The sequence below is a fragment of the Caulobacter sp. 17J65-9 genome, from assembly GCF_010975005.1.
Classification (GTDB): domain Bacteria; phylum Pseudomonadota; class Alphaproteobacteria; order Caulobacterales; family Caulobacteraceae; genus 17J80-11.
Window position 1 is genome coordinate 1 of record NZ_JAAIVC010000042.1, and the last position, 24,786, is coordinate 24,786.

General features: G+C 70.5%; 24 protein-coding genes and 1 tRNA gene. 10 read left to right on the forward strand and 15 right to left on the reverse strand.

What is annotated here, in order from left to right; translation table 11 throughout:
- Window positions 1-132 precede the first annotated feature (132 nt).
- Window positions 133-1,314, reverse strand: a complete 1,182-nt coding sequence (gene dnaJ / locus G3573_RS08810) for a molecular chaperone DnaJ (RefSeq protein ID WP_163260718.1) — start codon at window positions 1,312-1,314, stop codon at window positions 133-135.
- 71 nt (window positions 1,315-1,385) lie between these two features.
- Window positions 1,386-3,293, reverse strand: coding sequence for a molecular chaperone DnaK (gene dnaK, locus G3573_RS08815; RefSeq protein ID WP_163260719.1), 1,908 nt, complete (start codon window positions 3,291-3,293; stop codon window positions 1,386-1,388).
- Window positions 3,294-3,586: 293 nt separating this feature from the next.
- On the opposite strand from dnaK, the gene G3573_RS08820 reads away from it, so the two are divergent.
- The 4 genes from G3573_RS08820 to G3573_RS08835 all read left to right on the forward strand — a co-directional run bounded on the left by G3573_RS08820 (window position 3,587) and on the right by G3573_RS08835 (window position 6,610).
- On the forward strand, window positions 3,587-4,207 hold the full coding sequence (locus G3573_RS08820; protein ID WP_163260720.1) for an alpha-ketoglutarate-dependent dioxygenase AlkB: 621 nt from the start codon (window positions 3,587-3,589) through the stop codon (window positions 4,205-4,207).
- 236 nt (window positions 4,208-4,443) lie between these two features.
- A complete protein-coding gene (locus tag G3573_RS08825; protein WP_163260721.1) occupies window positions 4,444-5,364 on the forward strand; it encodes a dienelactone hydrolase family protein in 921 nt (306 codons plus the stop codon).
- Window positions 5,365-5,462: 98 nt separating this feature from the next.
- Window positions 5,463-6,296: an esterase gene (locus tag G3573_RS08830; RefSeq protein ID WP_163260722.1), complete on the forward strand. Its 834-nt coding sequence runs from the start codon at window positions 5,463-5,465 to the stop codon at window positions 6,294-6,296.
- An 83-nt stretch (window positions 6,297-6,379) separates the two neighbouring features.
- Window positions 6,380-6,610: a DUF2061 domain-containing protein gene (locus tag G3573_RS08835; RefSeq protein WP_163260723.1), complete on the forward strand. Its 231-nt coding sequence runs from the start codon at window positions 6,380-6,382 to the stop codon at window positions 6,608-6,610.
- Here the strand turns inward: G3573_RS08835 and grpE are convergent.
- Both grpE and hrcA read right to left on the reverse strand, forming a co-directional pair.
- On the reverse strand, window positions 6,559-7,170 hold the full coding sequence (gene grpE, locus G3573_RS08840) for a nucleotide exchange factor GrpE (RefSeq protein ID WP_163260724.1): 612 nt from the start codon (window positions 7,168-7,170) through the stop codon (window positions 6,559-6,561). The two genes, G3573_RS08835 and grpE, sit on opposite strands and share 52 nt — an antisense overlap.
- Before the next feature lie 15 nt (window positions 7,171-7,185).
- A complete protein-coding gene (gene hrcA, locus G3573_RS08845; RefSeq protein WP_163260725.1) occupies window positions 7,186-8,268 on the reverse strand; it encodes a heat-inducible transcriptional repressor HrcA in 1,083 nt (360 codons plus the stop codon).
- A gap of 92 nt (window positions 8,269-8,360) precedes the next feature.
- Here hrcA and rph point away from each other — a divergent pair, with 92 nt between their 5' ends.
- Window positions 8,361-9,077 carry a ribonuclease PH gene (gene rph / locus G3573_RS08850; protein WP_163260726.1) on the forward strand — a complete coding sequence of 239 codons (717 nt, stop codon included), beginning with the start codon at window positions 8,361-8,363 and terminating at the stop codon, window positions 9,075-9,077.
- A gap of 196 nt (window positions 9,078-9,273) precedes the next feature.
- On the opposite strand, the gene G3573_RS08855 is transcribed toward rph, so the two are convergent.
- Together G3573_RS08855 and G3573_RS08860 are read right to left on the reverse strand one after the other, a co-directional pair.
- The gene (locus tag G3573_RS08855) at window positions 9,274-9,510 is read right to left on the reverse strand and encodes a helix-turn-helix transcriptional regulator (protein WP_163260727.1); all 237 of its coding nucleotides are present in this window, start codon (window positions 9,508-9,510) and stop codon (window positions 9,274-9,276) included.
- Window positions 9,511-9,517: 7 nt separating this feature from the next.
- Entirely contained in the window at window positions 9,518-10,039 is a 522-nt protein-coding gene (locus G3573_RS08860; RefSeq protein ID WP_163260728.1) for a DUF2975 domain-containing protein, read from the reverse strand.
- 524 nt (window positions 10,040-10,563) lie between these two features.
- Here G3573_RS08860 and rdgB point away from each other — a divergent pair.
- Both rdgB and hemW read left to right on the forward strand, forming a co-directional pair.
- The gene (gene rdgB, locus G3573_RS08865) at window positions 10,564-11,169 is read left to right on the forward strand and encodes an RdgB/HAM1 family non-canonical purine NTP pyrophosphatase (protein WP_163260729.1); all 606 of its coding nucleotides are present in this window, start codon (window positions 10,564-10,566) and stop codon (window positions 11,167-11,169) included.
- A 13-nt stretch (window positions 11,170-11,182) separates the two neighbouring features.
- Window positions 11,183-12,325 (forward strand): radical SAM family heme chaperone HemW, encoded by a 1,143-nt coding sequence (gene hemW / locus G3573_RS08870; protein WP_163260730.1) that lies wholly within the window; start codon window positions 11,183-11,185, stop codon window positions 12,323-12,325.
- A gap of 164 nt (window positions 12,326-12,489) precedes the next feature.
- Here the strand turns inward: hemW and G3573_RS08875 are convergent, their stop codons facing one another.
- The 5 genes from G3573_RS08875 to G3573_RS08895 all read right to left on the reverse strand — a co-directional run bounded on the left by G3573_RS08875 (window position 12,490) and on the right by G3573_RS08895 (window position 16,202).
- On the reverse strand, window positions 12,490-13,272 hold the full coding sequence (locus tag G3573_RS08875) for an SDR family oxidoreductase (protein WP_163260731.1): 783 nt from the start codon (window positions 13,270-13,272) through the stop codon (window positions 12,490-12,492).
- A 2-nt stretch (window positions 13,273-13,274) separates the two neighbouring features.
- Window positions 13,275-13,574, reverse strand: a complete 300-nt coding sequence (locus G3573_RS08880; RefSeq protein WP_163260732.1) for a 4a-hydroxytetrahydrobiopterin dehydratase — start codon at window positions 13,572-13,574, stop codon at window positions 13,275-13,277.
- 82 nt (window positions 13,575-13,656) lie between these two features.
- Complete coding sequence (locus tag G3573_RS08885; RefSeq protein ID WP_163260733.1) at window positions 13,657-15,003, reverse strand: FAD/NAD(P)-binding protein; 1,347 nt, start codon at window positions 15,001-15,003, stop codon at window positions 13,657-13,659.
- A gap of 117 nt (window positions 15,004-15,120) precedes the next feature.
- Window positions 15,121-15,197: transfer RNA gene (locus G3573_RS08890), tRNA-Arg, on the reverse strand.
- A 42-nt stretch (window positions 15,198-15,239) separates the two neighbouring features.
- On the reverse strand, window positions 15,240-16,202 hold the full coding sequence (locus tag G3573_RS08895) for an ABC transporter ATP-binding protein (protein WP_163260734.1): 963 nt from the start codon (window positions 16,200-16,202) through the stop codon (window positions 15,240-15,242).
- Between the two features lie 121 nt (window positions 16,203-16,323).
- Here G3573_RS08895 and G3573_RS08900 point away from each other — a divergent pair, with 121 nt between their 5' ends.
- The 3 genes from G3573_RS08900 to G3573_RS08910 all read left to right on the forward strand — a co-directional run bounded on the left by G3573_RS08900 (window position 16,324) and on the right by G3573_RS08910 (window position 17,830).
- Window positions 16,324-16,557 carry a zinc-finger domain-containing protein gene (locus tag G3573_RS08900; protein WP_163260735.1) on the forward strand — a complete coding sequence of 78 codons (234 nt, stop codon included), beginning with the start codon at window positions 16,324-16,326 and terminating at the stop codon, window positions 16,555-16,557.
- 2 nt (window positions 16,558-16,559) lie between these two features.
- Window positions 16,560-17,009, forward strand: coding sequence for a VOC family protein (locus G3573_RS08905; RefSeq protein ID WP_163260736.1), 450 nt, complete (start codon window positions 16,560-16,562; stop codon window positions 17,007-17,009).
- 134 nt (window positions 17,010-17,143) lie between these two features.
- On the forward strand, window positions 17,144-17,830 hold the full coding sequence (locus tag G3573_RS08910; RefSeq protein WP_163260741.1) for a response regulator transcription factor: 687 nt from the start codon (window positions 17,144-17,146) through the stop codon (window positions 17,828-17,830).
- A 147-nt stretch (window positions 17,831-17,977) separates the two neighbouring features.
- Here G3573_RS08910 and G3573_RS08915 read toward each other — a convergent pair whose 3' ends face one another.
- From G3573_RS08915 to G3573_RS08930, 4 genes are all read right to left on the reverse strand, one after another.
- On the reverse strand, window positions 17,978-18,784 hold the full coding sequence (locus tag G3573_RS08915; protein WP_163260737.1) for an exodeoxyribonuclease III: 807 nt from the start codon (window positions 18,782-18,784) through the stop codon (window positions 17,978-17,980).
- 265 nt (window positions 18,785-19,049) lie between these two features.
- A complete protein-coding gene (locus G3573_RS08920; RefSeq protein WP_163260738.1) occupies window positions 19,050-19,709 on the reverse strand; it encodes an outer-membrane lipoprotein carrier protein LolA in 660 nt (219 codons plus the stop codon).
- 180 nt (window positions 19,710-19,889) lie between these two features.
- Window positions 19,890-22,754, reverse strand: a complete 2,865-nt coding sequence (locus G3573_RS08925) for an AAA family ATPase (protein WP_163260739.1) — start codon at window positions 22,752-22,754, stop codon at window positions 19,890-19,892.
- Between the two features lie 257 nt (window positions 22,755-23,011).
- The coding region (locus G3573_RS08930) for a DNA translocase FtsK (RefSeq protein ID WP_163260740.1) at window positions 23,012-24,786 on the reverse strand (1,775 nt) is incomplete at its 5' end.

Genomic DNA, 24,786 nt, shown 5'->3' on the forward strand with positions numbered 1-24,786 from the left:
GTGGTGGAGGGGGCGAACGGGCGCACCGCGCTCGCCGGGCGCCAAGGCAAAGAAAAAGGCGAACCGGCGTGCACCGGTTCGCCCCCTCCACCACTTCGTGGTCCCCCTCCCCCGCTTCGCAGGGGAGGAGAGTTAAGCGACCGGTTCGTCTTCCTGACCGGTGGTCAGGTCGGTCCAGAACCGCTTGGCCTTCTTGAAGAAGCCGGCGTGCTTGGGGTGCTGCTTGTCGCTGCAGCTGCCGGCCAGCTCGCGCATCAGCTCCTTCTGGCGGGGGGTGAGGTTGGTCGGGGTCTCGACGAACAGCTCCACCACCAGGTCGCCGCGCTGGCGGCCGTTGAGCGAGGGCATGCCCTTGCCCTTGATCCGCACGGTGCGGCCGGTCTGGGCGCCTTCCGGCACCTTGACGGTGACCTTGCACTGGCCGTCGCAGGCCTCGCTGGTCAGGCACGGGGCCTCGATCTCGCCGCCCAGCGCCGCGGTGCACATCGGCACCGGCACCGAGCAGAGCAGGTCCAGGCTGTCGCGTTCGAACAGCTCGTGCGGCTTCACCGACAGGAAGATGTAGAGGTCGCCGCGCGGGCCGCCGCGCTGGCCCGCGTCGCCTTCGCCGGCGAGGCGGATTCGCGCGCCGTCGTCGACGCCGGCCGGGATGCGGACCTGCAGCTTGCGTTCGCGCCGCACCTGGCCCTGGCCGTGACACTTGACGCACGGGTCGGAGACCACGCGGCCGCCGCCGCCGCAGCGCGGGCAGGTGCGCTCGACCGCGAAGAAGCCGTTGGCGGCCCGCACGCGGCCGGCGCCGCCGCAGGTGCCGCAGACCGACGGCGAGGTGCCGGGCTTGGCGCCGGTGCCTTCGCAGACGTCGCAGGAGGCCGTGGTCGGGGTGACGATCTCGACGTCGGCCCCGCGGTAGGCCTGCTCCAGGCTGATCTCAAGGTCGTGGCGGATGTCGGCCCCGCGCACCGGGCCGGTCGAGCCGCGGCGCCCCTGGGCGAACATTTCGCCGAACACGTCGCCGAACACCTCCGAGAAGATGTCGTTGACGTCCTGGAAGCCGCGCTGGCCGGCGCCGAAGCCGGCTCCGCCGCCGCCGCCGAGGCCGGCGTGGCCGAAGCGGTCGTAGGCCGCCCGCTTGTCCGGATCGGAGAGGACCGAATAGGCCTCGTTGACTTCCTTGAACCGCCCGGTCGCCTGCTCGCAGCCGCCGTTGCGGTCCGGATGGTGTTCCATCGCCAGCTTGCGGAAGGCGGCCTTGATCTCGGCCGCGTCCGCGCCGCGCTGGACACCCAGGACTTCGTAGTAATCACGCGCCATCTAGGCCGCCCCAGCAAGTGCTACCCGCCCCGGATAGCCGTTTCCGGCCGATCCGGGGCGAGGACATTTCATCACGCGCGCTTGGCCTGATCGTCGTCGACTTCCTCGAACTCGGCGTCGACGACGCCTTCCTCCGAGGCCGTGTCCGAGGCGCCGCCTTCTTCGGTGGCGCCCTGCTGGGACTGGTACATGGCTTCGCCGAGCTTCATCGAGGCCTGCACCAGGGTCTGGGTCTTGGCCTTGATGGCCTCGACGTCTTCACCCTCGAGGGCGGACTTCAGGTCGGCCAGGGCGGTCTCGATCCCCGACTTGTCGGCGGCCGGAACCTTGTCGCCGTGCTCGGCCAGCGCCTTTTCGGACTGGTGGACCAGGGCGTCGCCGCTGTTGCGGGCCTCGACCAGCTCCTTGCGCTTCTTGTCCTCGCCGGCGTGGGCCTCGGCGTCCTTGACCATCTTCTCGATGTCGGCGTCCGACAGGCCGCCGTTGGCCTGGATGCGGATCGACTGTTCCTTCGCGGTCGCCTTGTCGCGCGCGGTGACGTGCACGATGCCGTTGGCGTCGATGTCGAAGGTCACCTCGACCTGCGGCACGCCGCGCGGGGCCGGCGGGATGCCGACCAGGTCGAACTGGCCGAGCAGCTTGTTGTCCTGGGCCATCGGGCGCTCGCCCTGGAACACCCGGATGGTCACGGCCGACTGGTTGTCGTCGGCGGTGGAGAACACCTGGCTGCGCTTGGTCGGGATGGTGGTGTTGCGCTCGATCAGCGGGGTGAACACGCCGCCCAGGGTTTCGATGCCCAGGGTCAGCGGGGTCACGTCCAGCAGCAGCACGTCCTTGACGTCGCCCTGCAGCACGCCGGCCTGCACGGCGGCGCCCAGCGCCACCACTTCGTCCGGGTTCACGCCCTTGTGCGGCTCGCGGCCGAAGAAGGCCTGCACGGCTTCCTGGACCTTGGGCATGCGGGTCATGCCGCCGACCAGGATGACCTCGTCGATGTCGCTCTTCTTGTAGCCGGCGTCCTTCAGGGCCTGCTCGCACGGACCGATGGTCTTGGCGATCAGGTCCTCGACCAGGCTCTCCAGCTTGGCGCGGGTCAGCTTCAGGGTCAGGTGCAGCGGACCCGACGCGTTCATGCTGATGAAGGGCAGGTTGACGTCGTACTGGGCGGTCGACGACAGCTCCTTCTTGGCCTTTTCGGCCTCTTCCTTCAGGCGCTGCAGGGCCAGCTTGTCCTTGCGCAGGTCGACGCCCTGTTCCTTTTTGAACTCTTCGGCCAGGTAGTCGACGATGCGCAGGTCGAAGTCCTCGCCGCCGAGGAAGGTGTCGCCGTTGGTGGCCTTCACCTCGAACACGCCGTCGCCGATCTCCAGCACGGAGACGTCGAAGGTGCCGCCGCCCAGGTCGTAGACGGCGATCTTCTTGCCTTCGTTCTTCTCAAGCCCGTAGGCGAGCGCCGCGGCGGTCGGTTCGTTGATGATGCGCAGGACTTCCAGGCCGGCGATCTTGCCGGCGTCCTTGGTGGCCTGGCGCTGGGCGTCGTTGAAGTAGGCCGGGACGGTGATGACCGCCTTTTCGACCTTTTCGCCGAGGTGGGCCTCGGCGGCCTCCTTCATCTTCTGAAGGGTGAAGGCGGAGACCTGCTGGGGCGAATAATCCTTGCCGTGCGCGCGCACCCAGGCGTCGCCGGTCGGGCCCTTGACGATCTCGTAGGGCACCATGCCCTTGTCCTTCTCGACCATCGGGTCGTTCCACGAGCGGCCGATCAGGCGCTTGATGGCGAAAAGGGTGTTGGACGGGTTGGTGACCGCCTGGCGCTTGGCCGGCTGGCCGACCAGACGCTCGCCGTCGTCCATGATGGCGACGACGGACGGAGTGGTGCGCGAGCCTTCGGCGTTCTCGATAACCTTCGGCGTTTTGCCGTCCATGATGGCGACGCACGAGTTCGTGGTGCCGAGGTCGATGCCGATGATCTTGCTCATGGGTCCTGTCTGACGCTCCGTTAGGCGGACGGTTCGGCGGCCTCGCTGTAAGCGCCGCGCACGCCCGTCCCCTTGTTTCTCACGTTGAAACCAAATGGTTACGGCTTAGCTCACGGCTCTGTGAGCTTTCGCCTTCGCCGGTCGATATGGGGAGAAGCGGGGGGTGCGCAAGAGGAACATCCCCACCGCGAGCAGGGACGATCGGCGCGACTCCCGGTCGCAAGGGGCGCGGACGCCCGCCGGCCGCGCCCGCCGCTGGACGCCGGGGCGGCTTTGGCCGACACCCTCAGCGGATGATCGGCCTTCCGAATCTGCCGGGATTTCAGCTCCATCGCGGGGCGCTGGACCGCGACGCCCAGGCGGCGCTGGTCGCCGAGGTCATGGCCCGGGTCGAGGCCGCGCCGTTCTTCCGGCCGGTGACGCGGACGGGAAAACCCTTCTCGGTGGAGATGACGAATTTAGGGCCGCTGGGGTGGGTGTCGGACCGCGGCGGCTACCGCTACCAGCCGCTGCACCCTGAATCAGGGCGGCCGTGGCCGGACATGCCGGCGGTCCTGCTCGAGCTGTGGCGCCGCTACGGCGGGAGCGACGCCGCTCCGGACGCCTGCCTGGTCAATCTCTACCGGGAGGGCGCGAAGATGGGCCTGCACCAGGACCGCGACGAGGCGGACTTCGGCCAGCCGGTGGTGTCGGTCTCGCTGGGCGACACGGCGGTGTTCCGCATCGGCCCGGCCGGAGGCGGTTCGACCGCCACCGTGCGCCTGGAATCCGGCGACCTCTGCGTGCTGGGCGGCGAGGCGCGGCTGGCGCGGCACGGCGTCGACCGGGTGCTGGGCGGTTCGTCCACCCTCGTCCCGGGCGGGGGCCGGCTGAACCTCACCCTGCGACGCGCGGCCCCGGCCGATCCGGCTTGAGCGCGTTCTGACCGCAAAACCGGGTCCACTTTTGCGGAACGCGCTCTGGCGTACCGCCGTCGTGCGGGCTGGACGCGCGGCCCAGCTTCGCCATTATGCCCTCCGACGGGAGCGCGATCGCCGAAAGCAGACGCCGGTTTCGGCGACCATCGCGCGCCAGCTCTAGGAATTCGGAGCCTTCCTGTCCGTTCGGATGATTTCGTCCGAAGCGGAAGGCTCTAGGGGGGAGTAGCGCCATGGTTCACCTGCCGCGCCCGGAGGGGGCGACCGATGCCGATTTCAAGCCGACGCGCCGCGCTCTGGCGGGCCTCATGATGTTCGCCGGCTATGCGCTGGGCGGCGGACCGGCCCGGGCCGAGACCATCACCACCAGCACCGAGGGCCTGTTCACCCGCGAGGTGACCATCCCGTCGAACGGCTTCGACCTGCCGGCCTATGTCGCCATGCCCGCCGACGCCAAGAAGCGGCCGGTGGTGATCGTGGTCTCCGAAATCTTCGGCGTGCACGAGTACATCCGCGACACCGCCCGTCGCCTGGCCAAGGCCGGCTACGTGGCGATCGCGCCCGCCTTCTTCGCGCGCGCCGGTGATCCGGCCCCGCTGACCGATCAGGACGAGATCCGCAAGATCGTGGCCACCGCCACCAACGCCCAGGTGATGGGCGACATCAAGGCGACCGTCGCCTGGCTGAAGACCAATCCGGACCTGGGCCAGCCGCGCAAGGGCCTGGGCAAGCCGAAGTTCGCCGACATCAAGCGCATCGGCGTGACCGGCTTCTGCTGGGGCGGCGCGGTGACCTGGATGGCCGCCGCCGAAGTCCCGGAGGTGAAGGCCGGGGTCGCCTGGTACGGCCGCCTCGCCAAGCCCAAGGCCGGCGCCTTCCTGGGCGACGAGGCGCGCCAGTGGCCGCTGGACGTGGTCAAGCAGCTGCACGCGCCGGTGCTGGGCCTCTACGCCGGCCAGGACCAGGGCATTCCGCTCACCGACGTCGAGGCCATGCGCGCGGCCCTGAAGGCGGCGGGCGAGAAGCGCGACGAGATCGTCGTCTACCCGGAGGCCAAGCACGGCTTCCACGCCGACTACCGTCAGAGCTACGACCAGGCCGCGGCCGAGGACGGCTGGAAGCGCCTGCTGGCTTGGTTCGGCAAGTACCTGTGATCCAGCGGACCCGGTCGCTCGCGCGGCCGGGTTCGTCGCAAGCGTGAGGTCGGCGGCCCGGTCCGGGGCGCTAGGTGTGCACGGGGGAGGACAGACCCATGAGCATGCATCGTCGCGAAGTGTTGGCCGGGGGACTTGCCGGCGGATTGGCCGCCTGGGCCGGCGGAGCGTCCGCCCAAAGCGCGCCCCAAAGCGCGCCCCAGACCGCGCCCCAGACCGCGCCCCAGGGCGCGCCTCAGGCTGCGAACGCCGTCGGCGGGCCGCTGGTGGCGGCGACCGGGCGCTATCAGGCGCGGCCGCTGGCGCACCCGCCTTTGCCGCCGCTGGGCCCGGGCTTCCACAAGCTCGGCCTCGCCGAGCGCGACGCGCACCTGTTCGTGCCGCCCGGGCTGGATCCGACCAAGCCCGCGCCGCTGATCATCATGCTGCACGGCAAGAGCCAGCTCGCCAACGAAGTGATGGGCGAGTGGAAGCGCGCGGTCAGCCGCCGCAAGGTGCTGCTGATGGCGCCACAGTCGCGCGACTTCACCTGGGCGTTCGACAAGGGCCCGATCGGCCCGGACGCGGTGTTCATCGACCGGGCGATGGACGCAATCTTCCAGCGCTTCGTGGTCGATCCGAAGCACATCGGCGTGGCCGGCTTCTCGGACGGGGCGTCCTACGCCCTGTCGACCGGCCTGGTGAACGGCGACTTCTTCAGCGACATCTTCGCCTTCTCGGCGATCCGCTATTACGCGCCGGGCTCGTTCGGCAATCCGCGGGTGTTCTTCACCCACGGCACGCGGGACCCGGGCGCGAACTTCGCCAACGCCAAGTCCATGGCCGCGCAACTGAAGGCCGACGGCTGCGACGTCGACTTCTACGAGTTCAACGGCGGCCACATGTTCGACGAGGAATGCGTCAAGCGGAGCATGGCGCGCTTCCTGTCCTGACGTCAGGCCGGTGAACCCGGCGGGTTGAACCCCGGCGCGCGTGCCCCATCTCAGTTGCGAACAATTCGCAACTGGAGCCGGCCGTGCGCTTCGCCCTCAAGACCCTGACCTATGGCTGCATGCACCTGACCGTGGCGGTCACGGTCGCCTACGCGCTGACCCGCGACTGGCGGGTGGCGCTGGCGGTCGGCCTGATCGAACCGATCGTGCAGACCGCCGCCTTCGCCATCCATGAACGCGCCTGGGGGCGGGTCGAGCGCCGTCAGGCCTTGGTGTCGAGCGAGCCGCCGGCGGCCGCGTCGGCGCCGGCGTAGGGCGCGCCGGCCGACTTGCCGCCGGACTTGGCGGCGACCACCACCATGGCCGGGCGGACGATGCGGCCGAACAGCTCGTAGCCCGGCTGCAGCACCTGCAGGACCGTGCCGGCCGCGACCTCGTCGGAGGGCTGCTCCATCATGGCCTGGTGCATGTGCGGGTCGAACTTGTCGCCCTTGCCCGGGTCCACGCGCTTCAGACCGTTACGCTCGAAGGCGCCCAGCAGCTCCTTCTCGGTCATGTCCACGCCCAGCACCAGGTTGTTCACCACCGGGTCGGCGTGGTCGCGCGGCGCATGCTGCAGCGCCCGGCCGAGGTTGTCGGAAACGCCCAGCAGGTCCTTGGCGAAGCGGCTGATGGCGTAGGCGCGCGCGTCGTTCATCTCGCGCTCGGAGCGGCGCCGGATGTTCTCGGTCTCGGCCGCGGAGCGCATGGCGTGGTCCTTCCACTCCGCCACCTCGGCCTCGAGCCGCGCGATCACCTCCTCGGCCGCCTCCAGCAGGGTCTCGGTCTCGGGGTTCGCGTCTGCGTGATCGTCGCGCTTGATGATTTCAGTCATGTCGCTCTTGAGAACTCAGCCGTCCAACATGCGGCCCAGGACGCGTGCGGTGTAATCCACCAACGGAATAACCCGGGCGTAGTTCAGGCGAGCAGGTCCGATCACGCCGATCGCGCCCACCACCTTCTGTCGGCCCGTCATATAGGGCGCCGCGATCACAGCGGAACCCGAAAGCGAAAACAGCCGTGTTTCCGCCCCGATAAAGATGCGCACGCCCTGGGCCTCGCGCACGTCGTCCAGCAGGCCGATCAGCTGGCCCTTCTGTTCGAGGTCGTCGAACAGCATGCGCACCTTTTCCAGGTCTTCCAGCGCGGCGCGGTCGTCCAGCAGGTTGGCGCGGCCGCGCACGATCAGGGCCCGGCTGGCCTCCTCGCCGCCGGACCAGGCGGCCAGGCCGTCCTCGACCAGGCGCGCGGCGGTCTCGTCCAGCTGGCGGCGCGCGGCCTCCAGTTCGGTGCGCATCTCCGCCTTGGCCTCGGCCAGGGTGCGCCCGCGCAGCTTGGCGTTCAGGAAGTTGGAGGCCTCCTGCAGGGTCGAGGGCGTGATCCCCGGCGCCAGCCGCATCAGCCGGTTCTCGACCACGCCGTCCTCGAACACCACGACCGCCAGGGCCTGGTCGGGGGCCAGCGGCACGAATTCGACGTGCTTGACGCCTGCGTCGCGGATCGGCGTGACCACCACGCCCGCGCCGCCGGCCAGGCCGGACAGCATGGCGGTGGCCTCGTCCAGCGCCTCCTGGAAGTTGCGGCCCCGCCCGGCCAGGCGGGCCTCGATCTCGCGCCGCTCGTCTTCGCCCAGGTCGCCGATCTCCAGCAGGCCGTCGACGAACAGCCGCAGGCCCGCGTGGGTGGGCATGCGCCCGGCGCTGGAGTGCGGGGCCGACAGCAGGCCCATCTGGGCCAGGTCCTGCATGGTGTTGCGGATCGAGGCCGGCGACAGCTGCACCCCGCCCTTGGACACGGTGCGCGAGCCGACCGGCTCGCCGGTCTCCAGATAGGTCTCCACCACCCGGCGGAAGATGTCGCGCGCGCGGTCGTCCAGTTCGCTCAGGCTGGCCGAGCGGGGCGGGACGCCGGACGGGGGGAAGATCGGGGACATCGTGCTTCGGACGTGGCGATCAGTGTCGTTTCAGGATAAGCGGCGGGGCCTCGCGCGCAAGCCGCGCCCTCGAGTTCCTGGAGCTAGCCCGCATGCGCCCGTCCGGCCGCGCCCCCGACGTTCTTCGCCCCGTGACCCTGGAGACCGGCGTCAACCGCTACGCCGAGGGCTCCTGCCTGGTCTCGTTCGGCCACACCCGCGTGCTGGTCACCGCCACGGTCGAGGAGGGCGTGCCCTCCTGGCTGCGTGGCAAGGGCCAGGGCTGGGTCACGGCCGAGTACGGCATGCTGCCGCGCGCCACCCACACCCGCGGCCGCCGCGAGGCCGCCCAGGGCAAGCAGTCGGGCCGCACCCAGGAGATCCAGCGCCTGATCGGCCGCTCCATGCGCGCGGTCGTCGATCTGCGCGCGCTGGGCGACCGCCAGGTCACGCTGGACTGCGATGTGATCCAGGCCGACGGCGGCACCCGCACCGCCGCCATCACCGGCGCCTGGGTGGCGCTGGCCCAGGCCTGCCGCTGGCTGCGCGAGGAGGGCGTGCTGGCCCGCGACCCGATCGTCGACCAGGTCGCGGCGGTGTCGTGCGGCGTCTACGAGAACGTGCCGGTGCTGGACCTCGACTACGAGGAGGATTCCTCGGCCGAGGCGGATTCCAACTTCGTGCTCACCGGCAAGGGCGACATCGTCGAGATCCAGGCCACCGGCGAGAAGCGCGGCTTCTCGCGCGCCGAGTTCGACGCCCTGTTCGGCCTGGCCGGCCTGGGCTGCGAGCAGCTGTTCGCCATGCAGCGGGCCGCGGTCGGCGGGTGAGTGCGTCGTCTCCTCCCCTGTGAGCGAAGCGAACGGGGGAGGGGGACCGCCCGAAGGGCGGTGGAGGGGGCGAGCGGCCGCGCGCGGTCGGCTAAGGTCCCTCAGAACCAAACTTGAAAGCGCTGGGGGCGCGGTTCGCCCCCTCCACCACGCTTCGCGTGGTCCCCCTCCCCCGCTGCGCAGGGGAGGAGAGTCGCTACTCCGCCTCGCCCTCGTCGGCGTCGGGCGGCCCGGGTTCGAACACCAGGATGTCGCCGGGCTGGCAGTTCAGCTCGCGGCACAGGGCGTCCAGCGTCGAGAAGCGCATGGCCCGGGCCTTGCCGGTCTTCAGGATCGACAGGTTGGCCAGGGTGACCCCGACCCGGTCGGCCAGCTCGGTCAGCGACATGCGCCGGTCGAGCAGCACGCGATCCAATTGTACGCGGATGGGCATGGGCGGGTCAGATCGTCAGTTCGGCTTCGCGGCGCAGTCGTGCGCCTTCGCGGAAAACTTCCGCTAGCACGAAGACGACGAGAACCGAAAACCATGCGGTGAGATCGATGCCGCGCCCCTCCTGGGTGGAGGCGCCCAGCAGCCACGCCAGGCCCACCGGCGAAAGCATGTTGGCGATTTCCAGCGCGGCGAGGCCCGCGCCGATCAGACGCAGCCGCGAGAAATTGTCGGGGTGGAACGGGTCGCCGGCGGTCAGGGTGGCGAACACCCGGCGCAGCTGGCGGACCACGAACAGCAGGATGGCGGTGTAGCCCGCCGCGCCGGCGAATATCGGGGCGATCTTCAGCGGCGTCAGCTCGACGCCGGCGCCTTCGCCCAGGTCGGCGGTCCATTCGCCGGGCAGGGGCACGATCAGCGAGGCGATGGTGATCAGGAGGAGGCCGCCGATGGCGATCCACAACACCACGTGGACCACGTCGAGCGCGACTTTCAGCAGGCTCGACACCGAGCCGGGACCCATGGCCCGCATGCGATACGCCCCCCTAGAGCATTCTCCGGTTACGCCGGCTTCGGCGACCGTCGCGCTCTTCAAATAGCAGAGCCTTCCCGGTTCGAATGCGCTATTCGAAACGGGAAGGCTCTGTGGGCTCCGCCCCCCTGGGAGCCCCTTCAGCCGTCCGCGGCCCGGCCGTGCCGCGGCTCGGCGACAATGCGCCGAATTCCGTCAGGATCAAAACGCTTGGGCCACGATCGAGAAGAGGGCGACCGGCAAGGCGGCCAGCATGGCGGCGATGACGATGGTGCTGCCGAAGCGGTCGAACAGGGTGGTGGTCGGAAGAGCGGTCATGGTCGTGTCTCCGTTGGTCGTCCTGAGCGTGCGAAGCTCGTTGTGCGCTGCAACATTAACTGGGTGTCATTTTTCGCACCTGCAGAACGGTGCAGCTCCGTTCTTGCTGATTATCAATACGACCATGCCGACTATCGATCAAATGGAATTATCGAAAAACGATATTAAACTTTTGCAATGCATTAAACCGACGTAAGGTGAACCCCATGACCCTGATCCTTCCCCGCGGCGCGCGCCTGGTCGCCGCCACCCACAATCCCGGCAAGGCGAAGGAAATCGCCGCCCTGCTGGACGGCCGCTTCGACGTGGTCGCGGCCGGCGCCCTGGGCCTGCCGGAGCCCGACGAGACCGAGACGACCTTCATCGGCAACGCGGTGCTGAAGGCGCGCAAGGCGGCCGACGCCTCGGGCCTGCCGGCCCTGGCCGACGACTCCGGCCTGTCGGTGCGGGCGCTGGACGGCGCGCCGGGCATCTTCTCGGCGCGCTGGGCCGGGCCGGCCAAGGACTTCGGCGTGGCCATGCGCAAGGTCGAGGAGCGGTTGGACGAGCAGCACGCCCAGGACCGCTTCGCCTGGTTCACCTGCGCGCTGGCGGTGGCCTGGCCGGACGGGCCGGTGGTGGCGGTCGAGGGCCGGGTCGAGGGGACGTTGGTCTTCCCGGGTCGCGGCGAAAAGGGCTTCGGCTACGACCCGATCTTCCGCCCCGAGGGCCACGACACCACCTTCGGCGAGATGGAGCCCGCGGCGAAGGACGCGATCAGCCATCGCTTCCTCGCCTTCGAAAAGCTCAAGGCCGCCCTGTTCGACGACTGACCCCACCGCAGACGTGTCCCCGCTCGCCCTCTACGTCCACTGGCCCTACTGCGCCCGTATCTGCCCGTACTGCGACTTCAACGTGGTGCGCGCGCGCGGCCGCGAGGCGGAGGCGCAGGCCCTGGCCGACGCTCTGGTTCAGGACCTGCGGACCCAGGCCGCGCGCCTGGGCCCGCGGCGGCTGGGCTCGGTGTTCTTCGGCGGCGGCACGCCCTCGCTGATGGACCCGGCCTGGGCGGCGCGGATCGTCGACGAGGCCAGGGCCCTGTTCGAGACCGGGCCGGACCTGGAGATCACGCTGGAGGCCAACCCCACGGACGCCGAAGCCGAGCGCTTCCGCGGCTTTGCGGAGGCAGGCGTGCAGCGCCTGTCGCTGGGCCTGCAGTCGCTGGACGACGAGGCCCTGAAGTTCCTGGGCCGCAACCACGACGCGGCTGAGGCGCGCCGGGCCGCCCTGGCCGCGCGCGAGGCCTTCCCGCGGCTGTCGATCGACATGATCTACGCGCGGCCCGGCCAGAGCACGGCCGACTGGACGCGCGAGCTGGAGGCGGCGCTGGACCTCGGCCCCGAGCACGTCTCGCCCTACCAGCTGACCATCGAGGCCGGCACCGCCTTCGACCGCGCCGTGTCGCGCGGCCGCTTCGCCCCGCCAGTGGAGGACGCCGCCGCCGAGCTGTTCGAGACCGCCCAGAGCGTGCTGGAGGGCGCGGGCTTCGAGGCCTACGAGGTGTCGAACCACGCTCGCGGCCTGGCCGCCCGCTCGGCTCACAACCTGGCGATCTGGCGCGGCGCCGAATACCTGGGCGTCGGTCCGGGCGCCCATGGCCGCGTGGTGCTGGGCGGCGCGCGCACGGCCACCCGCGGCGCGCCGGCGATCGGCGAGTTCCTCAAGCGGGTCGAGACGGAGGGCGTGGGCCTGGACACCGCCGAGGCGCTTTCACCCGTGGAGGCGGCCGAGGAACGCGTGATGCTGGGCCTGCGCATCGACGAGGGCGTGGCCTGGGCCGAACTCGCCGCCCTGGACCTGTCCCCCGACGCAGAGCGGGTGCGCGACCTGCAGGGCCACGGCCTGCTGGCCCCCGGCGACGAACGCCTGGCCGCCACCCGGGCCGGCCGGCTGGTGCTGGACGGCGTGCTGCGGGCCCTGCTGACGTAAAGATCCTCCCCCGAGCGAAGCGGTGGGGGAGGGGGACCGCCGAAGGCGGTGGAGGGGGCTCGCCTTGGCGCGACGGAGCCCGCGCACCCCGCTGGAGCCCCCCACGGCGGCTTCGCCGCCTGCTCCCCCCAGCGCTGCCGCTCGGGGGGAGATCTGCTCGTCCGCTACTGCGCCGACAGGCCGCCGTCGATCTTCAGCTCGATTCCGGTGACGAAGCGGCTCTCGTCGGAGGCCAGGTAGAGCACCGCGTAGGCGACGTCGTCGGGATCGCCGACCCGGCCCAGCGGGATGCCGCGGGCCAGTTTCGCGTGGCCGGCCGCCTCGTCGCCGCCGGCCATGGCGATGAACGGGTCCAGGATCGGCGTCTTGATGAAGGCCGGGTGCACCGAGTTGCAGCGCACGTCGATCCCTTGCTTGGCGCACTCCAGGGCGATGGTCTTGGACACCATCCAGGCTCCGGCCTTGGCGGCGTTGTAGGCGCCCATGCCCGGCGCGGCCAGCAGGCCGGCGATCGAGGAAATCACCACGATGGCGCCCGGCTGGTTCTGGCGCAGGTGCTTCATGGCGTGCTTGGTGCCGAGGAACACCGAGTCGGTGTTGACCGCGATCACCTTGCGCCAGTTCTCCAGCTCGCAGGTCTCGATCGGCGACAGGGTCCCGCCGATGCCGGCGTTGTGGACCAGCACCGACAACCCGCCCATGTCGGCCGCCGCGCGGTCGACCACGTCGGCCCACTGGGCCTCGTCGGTGACGTCGTGGGCGTAGGCGAAGGCCGTGCCCGGGCGCTCGGCGTTGATCGAGGCGGCCAGCGCCTCGGCGCGCGCGCCGTCGATGTCGGTCAGGGCCAGCTTGGCGCCCTCGCGCGCCATCATGCGCGCCATCGCCTCGCCCAGCCCGCCGGCCGCGCCGGTGATCAGGGCCTTCTTGCCGTCGACACGTCCCGTCATGCTCAGACCCCCAGGCCAGAGGCGGCTTCATCCATGAAGCGGGCCATCTTCAGGTCGAGCTCGGTGACGCCGTCGGCGTCGTGGGTGGTCAGCAGCACCTCGACCCGGTTGTAGACGTTCGACCACTCCGGGTGATGGTCCATCTTGTCGGCCAGCAGGGCGACGCGGGTCATGAACCCGAACGCCTGGTTGAAGTCCTTGAACACGAAGCGCCGGAAGATCGCGTCGCGCGGCCCCTCCGCCTTCGACCAGCCGGAAAGTTCGGCCAGCGCCGCGTCGGCGCCGATGCGGGGTCGGGACATGGGAAGGCTCCTTCGGTTCGGGCGGGCAAGCTAGGCGGTACGTAGCCGGCCGGGCAAGGCGCCGCGACGTCAGCCTTCGAGGTCAGCCTTCGGCAGTCGCCGGGGCTTCGATCATCAGGTCGGCAAGCGTCGCCGCCTGGCTGCGGATGTCCGGCACCGCGACGATCTCCCAGAAGGCCGCGCGGGTCAGCGGGCCCACGGCGTAGAGCCCGGGCGTCGGGCGGCCGGCGGCGTCCAGCGGGCGGCCGTTCAGGTCGACGTCGAAGCCGGTCTTCAGCCGGTCCGGGCGCACAAGGCCGCCGGCCAGCAGGGCCCGGACCAGCGGATCGCGGGCGCGGGTCAGGTCGAAGGCCGGGCCGGTGCAGTTGACCACCAGGTCGACGGCGGAGCGGCGGAAGGTCCGCTCGCCGCGCGGCCGCCACTCGACGCTCACGCGTCCGTCGTCGGTCGAGACCCTGGCCAGCCGCCCGGCCGCGACCTCCAGCCGTCCGTCCGCGAGCAGTTCCTCGACATGGGCGGCGACCTCGGGGGCCAGCCGGTGACGATGCACGTCCCACCAGGGGCGCAGGTGGCGCAGGAAGCGGCCGCGCTCGGCCTCGCTCAGCCGCGTCCACATCGCCTGCACGTGCGGGCGCAGTTCGTCCATCAGCTCGCCCCACGGCCGCTCGGCGGCGCGCCGGCGGAAGTCGCGCAGCGCGGCGGACAGGCGCGCTTGCGGCGGCGGGGGCGCGTGCACGTGGATCTGATGGGCGTCGTGCGAGTGGGGCAGCAGGCCGTGGCGCGACACCGCCAGCGCATGGCCGCGCCAGCCGGTCCGCTCCAGCTTGAGCAGCACGTCGACCATGGTCAGGCCGGCGCCGACCAGCAGCACCTCGGCGTCGGGCGCGAGGCCGTCCAGCACGCCCGGCGCCCAGGGATCGGCGACATAGGCCGGGGTCTTGGGGCCGAGCCCGTCGACCTCCGGGGTCAGGGGGGCGAAGTTGCCGAGCGCCAGGGCCACCGCGTCGGCGCCCAGCGCCGTGCCGTCGGCCAGGGCCAGGGTCCAGCCGCCGGCGTCACGTCCCAGGTTCACGACCTCCGCCTCGACGCGCGTCAGCCGACCGGGCGCGTCCCGCTCGGCCTCGGCCAGCCAGTCTGCGACGTAGCGGCCGTACTCGCGGCGCTGGACGAAACGGTCGGGGTCGGCGGCGCGGCCGGTGTCGGCCAGCCAGCGGGTGAAGTGGTCGGGGTGATCGCGCACCGCGCTCATCCGCTCGGCGCGGACGTTCAGCACGTGGGCGTCGCAATCGGTGGAATAGGCCAGGCCCTGGCCGAACCGGCCGGAGCGCTCGATCAGCACCACCTCGCACTCGGGACGACGCTGGAGCAGCTGCACGGCGAGCGCCGTCCCGCTGAACCCGCCGCCCACGATGGCGATGCGTGACGCCATTACCGCCCCTCTCAAAGTGTGGGCCCGTTGCCGCCGCTAGAGCGCGGTCCGGGCCTCGCCCTTTCGCATTTTCAGGGCTGGCGGAAAGACGTCGCCGGGCCTTGGGCCGGCGGTAAATGGCGCACCCGACACGATTCGAACGTGTGACCTTTGCCTTCGGAGGGCAACGCTCTATCCAGCTGAGCTACGGGTGCGTCTTTCGGGAGCGGGACCTCTAACGGAAACCGCGCCGAAGCTCAATCCTTCGTCGGGTCGCCAGCGTTCGGGTCGCCGTAGGTCAGGGCCAGGAACACGTCTTCCAGGTCCGGATCCTCGGTGGCGAGGTCCTTGATGTGCAGGCCCGAGGCGCGCACCGCCGCCAGCACCTGCTCCACGCTGGACTGGCCGGTGCGGTAGGTGACCGAGAAGGCCCCGCCCGAGCGCAACTTGGTCTCGAACCCCTGCAGGGACGGCGCGACGCCCAGCGGCTCGGCCGGGGTGATCACCACGTTGCGGGTGTCCATCCGCTGCAGCAGCTGGCCGGTCGGCTCGCAGGCCACCACCTCGCCCCGGTTGATGATGGCGATGGTGTCGCAGAGCTCCTGCGCTTCCTCGAGGTAGTGGGTGGTCAGCACGATGGTGACGCCCTCGGCGTTCAGCTTGCGCACGTAGGTCCACAGCTGTCGGCGCAGCTCGACGTCCACGCCCGCGGTCGGCTCGTCGAGGATCAGCACCGGGGGCTGGTGCACCAAGGCCTTGGCGACCATCAGCCGCCGCTTCATGCCGCCCGACAGCTGGCGCACGTAGGCGTTGGCCTTGTCCGACAGGCCCAGCGCCTCGAGCAGCTCGCCAGTGCGGCGCTCGTTCTTCGGCACGCCGTAGAGGCCGGCCTGGACCTCCAGCGATTCCTTGGGGGTGAAGAACACGTCGGCGGCCAGTTCCTGGGGCACGACGCCCAGGGCGGCGCGGGCGTCGCGCGGGCGCTCGTCGATGTCGCGGCCCCAGATCTTCACCGAGCCCGAGGTCTTGCGGGTCAGGCCGGCGAGAACGTTGATCAAGGTGGATTTGCCGGCCCCGTTGGGACCCAGCAGGCCGAACATGGAGCCCCGGCGCACGACCAGGTCGACGCCCTTCAGGGCCTTCTTCTCCGGCGTGGTCTTGCCGGCCGGGTAGGTCTTCACCAGGCCGGAGATGTCCAGCGCGTGTTCGGGCAGGTCCATGGGCGATCCAGCTCTGAGCGAACCGCCCTGAAGGGGCTCGCCGAAATTGACGCGAAACGAAGCGGCGCATAGGTATGCCGCCCGATGCGCCGCGCCAAGACCGCGGCCGTGAGAGTGTCCCATGTCGCAAGATCCGACCCTGTCCGCTCCTCCCGAAGAGATCGTGGTCCGCGCCAAGCGCGTCGCCTGCGACGGCGGCGGCGGTCCGCTGGGCCATCCGCTGGTCTACATGGACATGGGCGAAGACGATTTCGTCGAGTGCGGCTACTGCGACCGCCGCTTCGTGCTGGCCCACGACGAAGGCCATGGCGACTACCACAGCCCCGCGCCGCGCGGCTCGGGCGACGGTCACTGATCATGCGCTACCTGCACACCATGGTGCGCGTGCGCGACCTGGACGCGGCGCTGGATTTCTGGTGCGCCAAGCTCGGCCTGGTCGAGGTGAAGCGCGACGAGTACCCGCAAGGCCGCTTCACCCTGGTGTTCCTGGCCGCGCCGGAGGACGCCGAGGGCGCCCAGGTCGGCGGCCAGCGCGGCGCGCCGCTGGTCGAGCTGACCTACAACTGGGACACCGAGGATTATGCGGGCGGCCGCAACTTCGGCCACCTGGCCTTCGAGGTCGACGACATCTACGCCGCCTGCCAGCGGCTGATGGAGGGCGGCGTCGTGATCAACCGCCCGCCGCGCGACGGCAACATGGCCTTCGTCCGCTCGCCGGACGGCATCTCGGTCGAGCTGCTGCAGAAGGGCCCGCGCAAGGCGCCCGCCGAGCCCTGGGCGTCGATGCCCAACGTCGGGGCCTGGTAAAAGCACTTCACGACTTGTTTCAGGCCGATCACGCCCTACCTCGGTCAAGGTAGGGCGGCGCTTGCGCCGTCTCGTCCCCGAAACGGCGTTCGATCCTTTGACGCGGTCGGACGGAGCGGTGCATGTTCCGGACCATGGCTCAACCCAAGACCATTCTGGTCGTCGACGACGACACCGACCTGCGCGAAGCGCTCGCCGAGCAGCTGGAGCTGCACGAGGAATTCCGCGCCGCCCAGGCCCCGACCGCCACTGAGGGCGTGCGCATGGGCAAGGAGCTGAAGGCGGACCTGATTCTGCTGGACGTCGACCTGCCCGACATGGACGGGCGCGAGGCCTGCCGGCTGCTGCGCAAGGCCGGGGTGCGCACGCCGATCATCATGCTGACCGGCGCCTCGACCGATTCGGACACCATCCTGGGGCTGGACGCCGGGGCCAACGACTACGTCACCAAGCCCTTCCGCTTCGCCGTGCTGCTGGCCCGCATCCGCGCCCACCTGCGCAGCCATGAGCAGTCCGAGGACGCGGTGTTCCGCATCGGGCCATACGAGTTCCGCCCGGCCGCCAAGCTGCTGATCGACGCCAAGCAGAAGAAGATCCGGCTGACGGAAAAAGAGACCAACATCCTCAAGTACCTCTACCGCTCGGGCGCCAAGCCCGTGTCGCGCGAGGAGCTGCTGACCGAGGTCTGGGGCTACAACGCCGGGGTCACCACCCACACGCTGGAAACCCACGTCTACCGCCTGCGCCAGAAGATCGAGCCGGAGCCGAGCTCGGCGCGGCTGCTGCTGACGGAAGCGGGCGGCTACCGGCTGCAGCCGTAATTCCGATCGTCATCCCGGAAGCCGCAAAGCGGCTATCCGGGACCCAGCAAGCTCGACGGGAACGCTGCGACAGGCGCGCTGCAACCAGCGGCGCGCTTGCTGGGTCCCGGCTCTTCGCTGCGCTGCGGCCGGGATGACGGTCTTTGATTACAGATACAAATCCGCCGTCACCGGCGCGTGGTCGCTGGGCCGTTCCCAGGCGCGGACGTCGTCGTGCACCCGGCAGGAGGCCGCGCCCATGCGGAAGGCCGCGTCGCGCAGGCCGGGCGTCACCCACAGGTGGTCCAGGCGCAGGCCGCGGTTGGACTTGCGGAAGTCGGCGGCGCGGTAGCTCCACCAGCTGAACAGCTTGTGCGGCTCCGGGATCGCCTCGCGGGCCAGGTCGATGAAGCCGAGCGAGGCCTGCAGGGCGCGCATGGCCTCGACCTCCACCGGCGTGTGGCTGACGATCCGCGACATCTGCTTGTGGCTCCAGACGTCGTTTTCGCCCGGCGCGATGTTCAGGTCGCCGGCGATGACCAGCGGCGCATTCGGGTCGCGGCGGCTCATCTCGGCGGTGAGGCGCTCGTAGAAGTCCAGCTTGTGGTCGAACTTGGGGTTCACCGTGCGGTCCGGCACGTCGCCGCCGGCGGGGATGTAGAAGTTCTGGATCTCGATCCCGGCCACCACGGCCGAGACGGCGCGGGCGTGGCCCTCGCGGCAGACGTCGAGCGGCGGCGCGTCCTCGATCGGCAGGCGCGAGGCGATGGCCACCCCGTGCGAGCCCTTCTGGCCCTTCACCCGCACGTAGGGCAGGCCGGCGTCGACGAAGGCGTTGGTGGGGAACTCCCCGTCGCGGCACTTGATTTCCTGCAGGCACAGGACGTCCAGCGCATGTTCGTCGACGAAGCGCGCGACCTGTTCGGCGCGCAGGCGGACGGAGTTGACGTTCCAGGTGGCGAGTCGGAGGCGCATGGTCCTCATGTGCCCGGTCGGTCGGGCATAAAAAAGACCCGGCTCGAGGGGAGCCGGGCCACGAGACGGGAATAAAAAAGACCCGGCTCGAGGGGAGCCGGGTCTGGGAAGGGATCGTCTCTCACGCCGCCGCCGGGAGGGGATGGGGTCCGGCACGGGAGAAACCGGCCGCCGCCGGTCTCTGTGGTCAAAATGCCACGTGGACGAAAATTGTCAATTAATAATTCGCTTCACGCTTGCGTGTAGCGTGTACGCCACAGCTGGCTCACGAGCGCCCGGCGTTGCGCGACGGGTCGCGCAGCACGAACAGATCGTTGTTCAGGCCCGAGGTCGGCTCCAGCGTGGTCAGCTGCACGCGGGTGCGCTGGCCCTGCGCGTCGGCCACCGTCCACTCCTTCAGCCGCATGTTCGGGCCGTCGATGAAGGCCAGGGTGATGGAGCCGTCGCCAGGGCGCTTGGCGTCGCGGGCGGTGATCTGGAAACCGTCGGCGGTCTTGGTCACGCGGTCGACCTTCACGCCCTTGTCCAGGCGGATCTGCTTGGCCAGGAACACCTGCAGCGGCGTGGCCGACAGCGGATAGCGGTCGAAGGTCTTCAGGCGCGGGTCGTGGATGTTGACGTTGAAGCCGTCGGACACGACCAGCAGGCCCTTGTCGTAGGCGAAGCGGACCTTGCCGGGGCGCTTCAGCCAGAAGTCGCCTTCCGAGCGGGCGCCGCGCGCGTCGGTCTGGACGAACCGGCCCTTGGCGGCGTCCAGCTGCTGCAGGTAGGCGGCGGCCTTGTCGACCAGGGCCTTGTCCTCGGCGCTCAGTGGAGCGGCTTGAGCGGCCTGGGCGCGCGCGGGGGCGGCCAGCGAGGCCGTCAGCGGAACGGCCGCGGCGCCGAGAGCGGCGATCGAGGCCAGAAGGGCGGTTCTCGTCTTCATGGTCTCCTCCTTGAACCGGATGCAGCGAAGCACGTCCAGTGGGCGGCGCTATGACGCCACCCCGGCCATTGTGCGGCGCTGGGATGAAGGCCTGTTCAGGAAAGGAGTTCCAAGCGTCGCCGCCCCGAACGGCCCATGGGGGTCGGACCCAGATAGGCCTTCGGGACGGGCTTCGCGAGGTCAGGCGGGCGGGCGGCGTTCCTCGGGCGGCCGCTTTTCGGGCGCCGGCGCGGCCTCTTCACCGGCTTCGGCGGCCTCCTTGGCGAAGGTGGCGCGTTCGCGCGGGGCCTTGCCGCGGTCCTCGGCCTTGGCCGGCTTGCCGGCGGGGGAGGGCTCCAGCACCACCTGCTGCCTGGCCAGGTCCCAGCGGATCCGCACCCGATCGCCTTCCTTCACCTCGTCGCCCAGCATGGCCGTGGCCAGCTTGGTCTCGATCTCCGAGCGGATCAGCCGGCGCAGCTCGCGCGCGCCGAACTCCGGCTTGAAACCGGCGGCGGCCAGGTGTTCGACCAGGGTGTCGTCGAAGGTCAGCTCCACGCCCTGGCCGTGGGCGGTGCGCTTCACCCGCTCCAGCTGCAGCTCGACGATCTGGCGGATCTCCGGCTTGCCCAGCGCGTGGAAGACGATGATCTCGTCGATGCGGTTGATGAACTCCGGCCGGAAGTGGCCGCGCAGCACGTCCATCAGCTCACGCTTCAGTCGGGCCGGATCCTCCTCGGCCGTGCCGCGGGTGCGCAAGGAGCGCTGGATGATGTCCGAGCCGAGGTTCGAGGTGGCGATGACGATGGTGTTGGTGAAGTCCACCACCCGGCCCTTGCCGTCGGTCAGGCGGCCGTCGTCGAACACCTGCAGCAGCACGTTGTAGACGTCCGGGTGGGCCTTCTCGATCTCGTCCAGCAGGACGACGCTGTAGGGCCGCCGGCGCACCCGCTCGGTCAGCTGGCCGCCTTCTTCGTAGCCGACATAGCCTGGCGGCGCGCCGATCAGCCGGGCGACCGCGTGGCGCTCCATGTATTCGCTCATGTCCAGCCGGATCATGGCGTCCTCGTCGCCGAAGACGGTGTCGGCCAGCGCCTTGGCCAGCTCGGTCTTGCCCACGCCCGTCGGACCCAGGAACAGGAAGGTGGCGATGGGTGAACGGCCCTCGCGCAGGCCCGCGCGGGCCAGGCGCACGGCGTCGGAGACGGCCTTGACCGCCTCGTCCTGGCCGACCACCCGCTGCTCCAGCCGCTCTTCCATCCTGGTCAGCTTCTGGCGCTCCTCGGCGGTCAGCTCGTTGACCGGCACGCCGGTTAGCTTGGAGACCACCTGGGCGATGTGCTCGGCCTTCACCTCGGTGGAGGCGGAGCCCCGCTCGCGCCGCCAGCGCTCCTCGGCCTGCTCCAGATCCTTCGAACGCGTGTCGAGCTGGGCCTGCAGGTCACCTGCCCGGTCGGCCTGCTTGCGTGACTGGGCGTAGTCCAGCTCGCGGCGGATCTGGCGGATCTCGCTCTCCAGCTCCTGCACGTCCACGGGCCGCGCGGTGGCGGAGATCTTCACCCTGGCCGCCGCCTGGTCGATCAGGTCGATGGCCTTGTCGGGCAGGAAGCGGCCGGTGATGTAGCGGTCCGACAGCTCGGCCGCGGCGATGACCGCCTCGTCGGTGATGGTCACCTTGTGGTGGGCCTCCAGCGTGTCGCGCAGGCCGCGCAGGATCATGATGGTCTGCGAGACGCTGGGCTCGGGCACGAACACCGGCTGGAAGCGCCGCTCCAGGGCCGCGTCCTTCTCGATGTACTTCTGGTACTCGTTGAGCGTAGTCGCGCCGATCAGGTTCATCTCGCCGCGCGCCAGGGCCGGCTTGAACACGTTGGCCGCGTCCAGCCCGCCCTCGCCGCCGCCCGCGCCCGCGCCGACGATGGTGTGGATCTCGTCGATGAACAGGATGAGGTCGTCCTTCGCCTCGGCCACCTCCTCGATCACCTGCTGGATGCGCTCCTCGAATTCGCCCCGGTATTTCGAGCCCGCGACCAGAGAATTGACCGACAGCTCGACCAGCCGCTTGTCGCGCAGGCTTTCCGGCACCTCGCCGGCGATGATGCGCTGGGCCAGGCCCTCGACGATGGCGGTCTTGCCGACCCCGGGCTCGCCGATCAGCACGGGATTGTTCTTCTTGCGCCGGGCCAGCACCTCGATGGTGGTCTCGATCTCGTGGGCGCGGCCGATCACCGGGTCCAGCTTGCCTTCGCGCGCCATCTTGGTCAGGTCGCGGGAGACCTTGTCGAGGTTGGGCGTGTTGGTCGGGGCCTCGACCTGGCCGCCCTCGGCGCCCTCGCCGACCACCTTGACCACCTGCTGACGCAGCGCCTGGGGCGTCAGGCCGTAGCCGCGCAGGATCTCGCCGGCGATGCCCTCGCCCTCCTCGGCCAGGCCGATCAGCAGGTGCTCGGGCCCGACATAGGAGTGGCGCAGCTCGCGCGAGGCGGCGAAGGCGCGGGCGAGCGCGCTCTTCACCCGCGGCGACACGCCGACCTCGCCCGCCGCCTCGCCGGCCTTGCCCTTGGGCGAGGCGGCGTCCAGCTGGCGGCGCAGGTCGTCGATCGAGACCTTGAACTGCTCCAGCACGGTGCGGACGACGTCGCTCTCGGTCAGGGCCGACAGCAGGTGCTCGGTGTCGACCTCGCGCCGGCCCAGCTCCTGGGCGCGCCGGGCGGCGCCCTGCAGGATCTCCTGGGCGTGCTGGCTGAGGTTCTCGGCCGGGCCGGAACGGGCCGTCGCGCGGGCCACGCGCCCCGGCGGCTCCGGATCGCCGCCGTCGAACTCGGGGCCGCGGTCGCCGAAGGCGGAGTTCATCCGCCCGCCCCAGAAGTCGTCGCCCAGCATGTCGTTGAACATGCTGCGGTGGCGGCCGAACAGGGATTCCAGCGGCGAGGCGGAGCGCTGCTCGCGCGCCAGCCGCGCATAGTCGACCTCGCAGAGCTGGATGGTCTCCCGACCGTCGTCGCTCACCACCGTCGCCTGGACCGTCGCCGGCCGGACGCCGCAGACCTGGCAGAGACGCGCCATGGCCGCACCTTTCCTAGTTGGATTCCGGCCTAGGAACGGCGTCGGCGCCGGTGCGGGTCCGGCGCGGCGGTAAATTGAAGTGCGATCAATCCGTCATCCCGGCCGGACGCCCGCGTAAGCGGGCGGGAGAGCCGGGACCCAGCAAGCTCGACCTGAACGCCGCGAAGCCCGCACTGCAACCAGCGCCGCGCCTGCTGGGTCCCGGCTCTTCGCGGAGCTGCGCTCCGCTACGGCCGGGATGACGGGCGTTGGTGGCCTCACGCCGCCGGCGGCGGGCCGGCCAGGACGTCGCGCTTGCCGGCGTGGTTGGCGGGGCTGACCACGCCTTCCTGCTCCATGCGCTCGATCAGGGAGGCGGCGCGGTTGTAGCCGATCTGCAGGCGGCGCTGGACGTAAGAGGTCGAGGCCTTGCGGTCGCGGGTGACCACGGCCACGGCGCGGTCGTACAGGTCGTCGCCCGAGCCGCCTTCGCCGCCGAAGTCGTCGCCGCCCCCGCCGCCGTCTTCGTCGCCGCCGGCGGTGACGTCCTCCAGGTATTGCGGGGCGCCCTGGTCGCGCAGGAAGGTGGCCACCGCGTCGACCTCGCCGTCCGAGACGAACGGGCCGTGCAGACGGGTCACGCGGCCGCCGCCGGCCATGTAGAGCATGTCGCCCTGGCCCAGCAGCTGCTCGGCGCCCTGCTCCTGCAGGATGGTGCGGCTGTCGATCTTGGAGGTGACCTGGAAGCTGATCCGGGTCGGGAAGTTGGCCTTGATGGTGCCGGTGATGACGTCCACCGACGGGCGCTGGGTGGCCATGATCAGGTGGATGCCGGCGGCGCGCGCCATTTGCGCCAGCCGCTGCACCGCGCCTTCGATGTCCTTGCCGGCGACCATCATCAGGTCGGCCACTTCGTCGACCACCACGACCAGGTAGGGCATGGCCTCGGGGCGGATCTTCTCGCTTTCGAAGATCGGGCGGCCGGCGTCGTCGAAGCCGGTCTGCACCGTGCGCTCGAAGTGCTCGCCCTTGGCCGCGGCCTCGCGGGCGCGCTCGTTGTAGGAGGCGATGTTGCGCACGCCGATCTTGGACATCCGCCGATAGCGGTCCTCCATCTCGCGCACGGTCCACTTCAGGGCCACGACCGCCTTCTTCGGGTCGGTCACGACGGGCGCGAGCAGGTGCGGGATGCCGTCGTAGACCGACAGTTCCAGCATCTTCGGGTCGATCATGATGAACCGGCACTGCTCGGGCGGCAGGCGGTAGAGGATCGACAGGATCATGGCGTTGACGCCGACCGACTTGCCCGAGCCGGTGGTGCCGGCGATCAGCAGGTGGGGCATCTTGGCCAGGTCGGCGATGTAGGGCTCGCCGCCGATGGTCTCGCCCAGCGCCATGGGCAGGATGTGGCCGGACTTCTCGTACTCGGCCGAGGCCAGCAGGGCGCGCAGGTAGACGGTGTCGCGCTTCTGGTTGGGCAGCTCGATGCCGATGGCGTTGCGGCCCTGCACGACCGACACGCGGCAGGCGCGCGCGCTCATCGAACGCGCGATGTCGTCGGCCAGGGCCACGACGCGGGCGCTCTTCACGCCGGCGGCCGGGACCAGTTCGTAGAGGGTGACCACCGGGCCCGGGCGGATCTGGTCGATCTGGCCGCGCACGCCGAACTCGGCCAGCACGCTCTCCAGCAGGCGCGCGTTCTGCCGCAGCGCCGCCTCGTCGTGAGCGGCCTGGCGGGCCTTGGGTTGGGACAGCATGTTCAGTTCGGGCAGGTGGAAGCCTGCCTGCTGCACGAACTCGAAGGCGCCCTGGTTTTCGCGCAGCTCGCGGTCGGAGCTCTTGGGCAGCTTGACCTCGGCCACCTTCGGCCCGGCCGGAACGGTGTCGGCGAAGTCGTCCACGTCCTCGTCGTCCATCTCGTTCATGTCGAGCGGCGCGTCGAACACGGGGGCCAACTGCGGGCGGGCGGCCGGCTTGGGCGCCTGCTTGGCGATCGGGGCCTTGGCGGCCGGGCGCGCGGCCGGCGCGGCCTTGGCGCGGACCGGGACGGGCG

Coding starts and splice junctions, on each gene's coding strand:
- grpE (WP_163260724.1), bottom strand. CDS start 7,170: ATGACTGAAATCATCAAGCGCGACGATCACGCAGACGCGAACCCCGAG.
- rph (WP_163260726.1), top strand. CDS start 8,361: ATGCGCCCGTCCGGCCGCGCCCCCGACGTTCTTCGCCCCGTGACCCTG.
- G3573_RS08900 (WP_163260735.1), top strand. CDS start 16,324: ATGTCGCAAGATCCGACCCTGTCCGCTCCTCCCGAAGAGATCGTGGTC.
- G3573_RS08915 (WP_163260737.1), bottom strand. CDS start 18,784: ATGCGCCTCCGACTCGCCACCTGGAACGTCAACTCCGTCCGCCTGCGC.
- G3573_RS08920 (WP_163260738.1), bottom strand. CDS start 19,709: ATGAAGACGAGAACCGCCCTTCTGGCCTCGATCGCCGCTCTCGGCGCC.
- G3573_RS08830 (WP_163260722.1), top strand. CDS start 5,463: ATGAGCATGCATCGTCGCGAAGTGTTGGCCGGGGGACTTGCCGGCGGA.
- rdgB (WP_163260729.1), top strand. CDS start 10,564: ATGACCCTGATCCTTCCCCGCGGCGCGCGCCTGGTCGCCGCCACCCAC.
- G3573_RS08855 (WP_163260727.1), bottom strand. CDS start 9,510: ATGCCCATCCGCGTACAATTGGATCGCGTGCTGCTCGACCGGCGCATG.
- G3573_RS08910 (WP_163260741.1), top strand. CDS start 17,144: ATGGCTCAACCCAAGACCATTCTGGTCGTCGACGACGACACCGACCTG.
- hrcA (WP_163260725.1), bottom strand. CDS start 8,268: ATGTCCCCGATCTTCCCCCCGTCCGGCGTCCCGCCCCGCTCGGCCAGC.
- dnaK (WP_163260719.1), bottom strand. CDS start 3,293: ATGAGCAAGATCATCGGCATCGACCTCGGCACCACGAACTCGTGCGTC.
- G3573_RS08905 (WP_163260736.1), top strand. CDS start 16,560: ATGCGCTACCTGCACACCATGGTGCGCGTGCGCGACCTGGACGCGGCG.
- G3573_RS08880 (WP_163260732.1), bottom strand. CDS start 13,574: ATGTCCCGACCCCGCATCGGCGCCGACGCGGCGCTGGCCGAACTTTCC.
- G3573_RS08895 (WP_163260734.1), bottom strand. CDS start 16,202: ATGGACCTGCCCGAACACGCGCTGGACATCTCCGGCCTGGTGAAGACC.
- G3573_RS08875 (WP_163260731.1), bottom strand. CDS start 13,272: ATGACGGGACGTGTCGACGGCAAGAAGGCCCTGATCACCGGCGCGGCC.
- G3573_RS08825 (WP_163260721.1), top strand. CDS start 4,444: ATGGTTCACCTGCCGCGCCCGGAGGGGGCGACCGATGCCGATTTCAAG.
- G3573_RS08820 (WP_163260720.1), top strand. CDS start 3,587: ATGATCGGCCTTCCGAATCTGCCGGGATTTCAGCTCCATCGCGGGGCG.
- G3573_RS08885 (WP_163260733.1), bottom strand. CDS start 15,003: ATGGCGTCACGCATCGCCATCGTGGGCGGCGGGTTCAGCGGGACGGCG.
- dnaJ (WP_163260718.1), bottom strand. CDS start 1,314: ATGGCGCGTGATTACTACGAAGTCCTGGGTGTCCAGCGCGGCGCGGAC.
- G3573_RS08925 (WP_163260739.1), bottom strand. CDS start 22,754: ATGGCGCGTCTCTGCCAGGTCTGCGGCGTCCGGCCGGCGACGGTCCAG.
- G3573_RS08860 (WP_163260728.1), bottom strand. CDS start 10,039: ATGCGGGCCATGGGTCCCGGCTCGGTGTCGAGCCTGCTGAAAGTCGCG.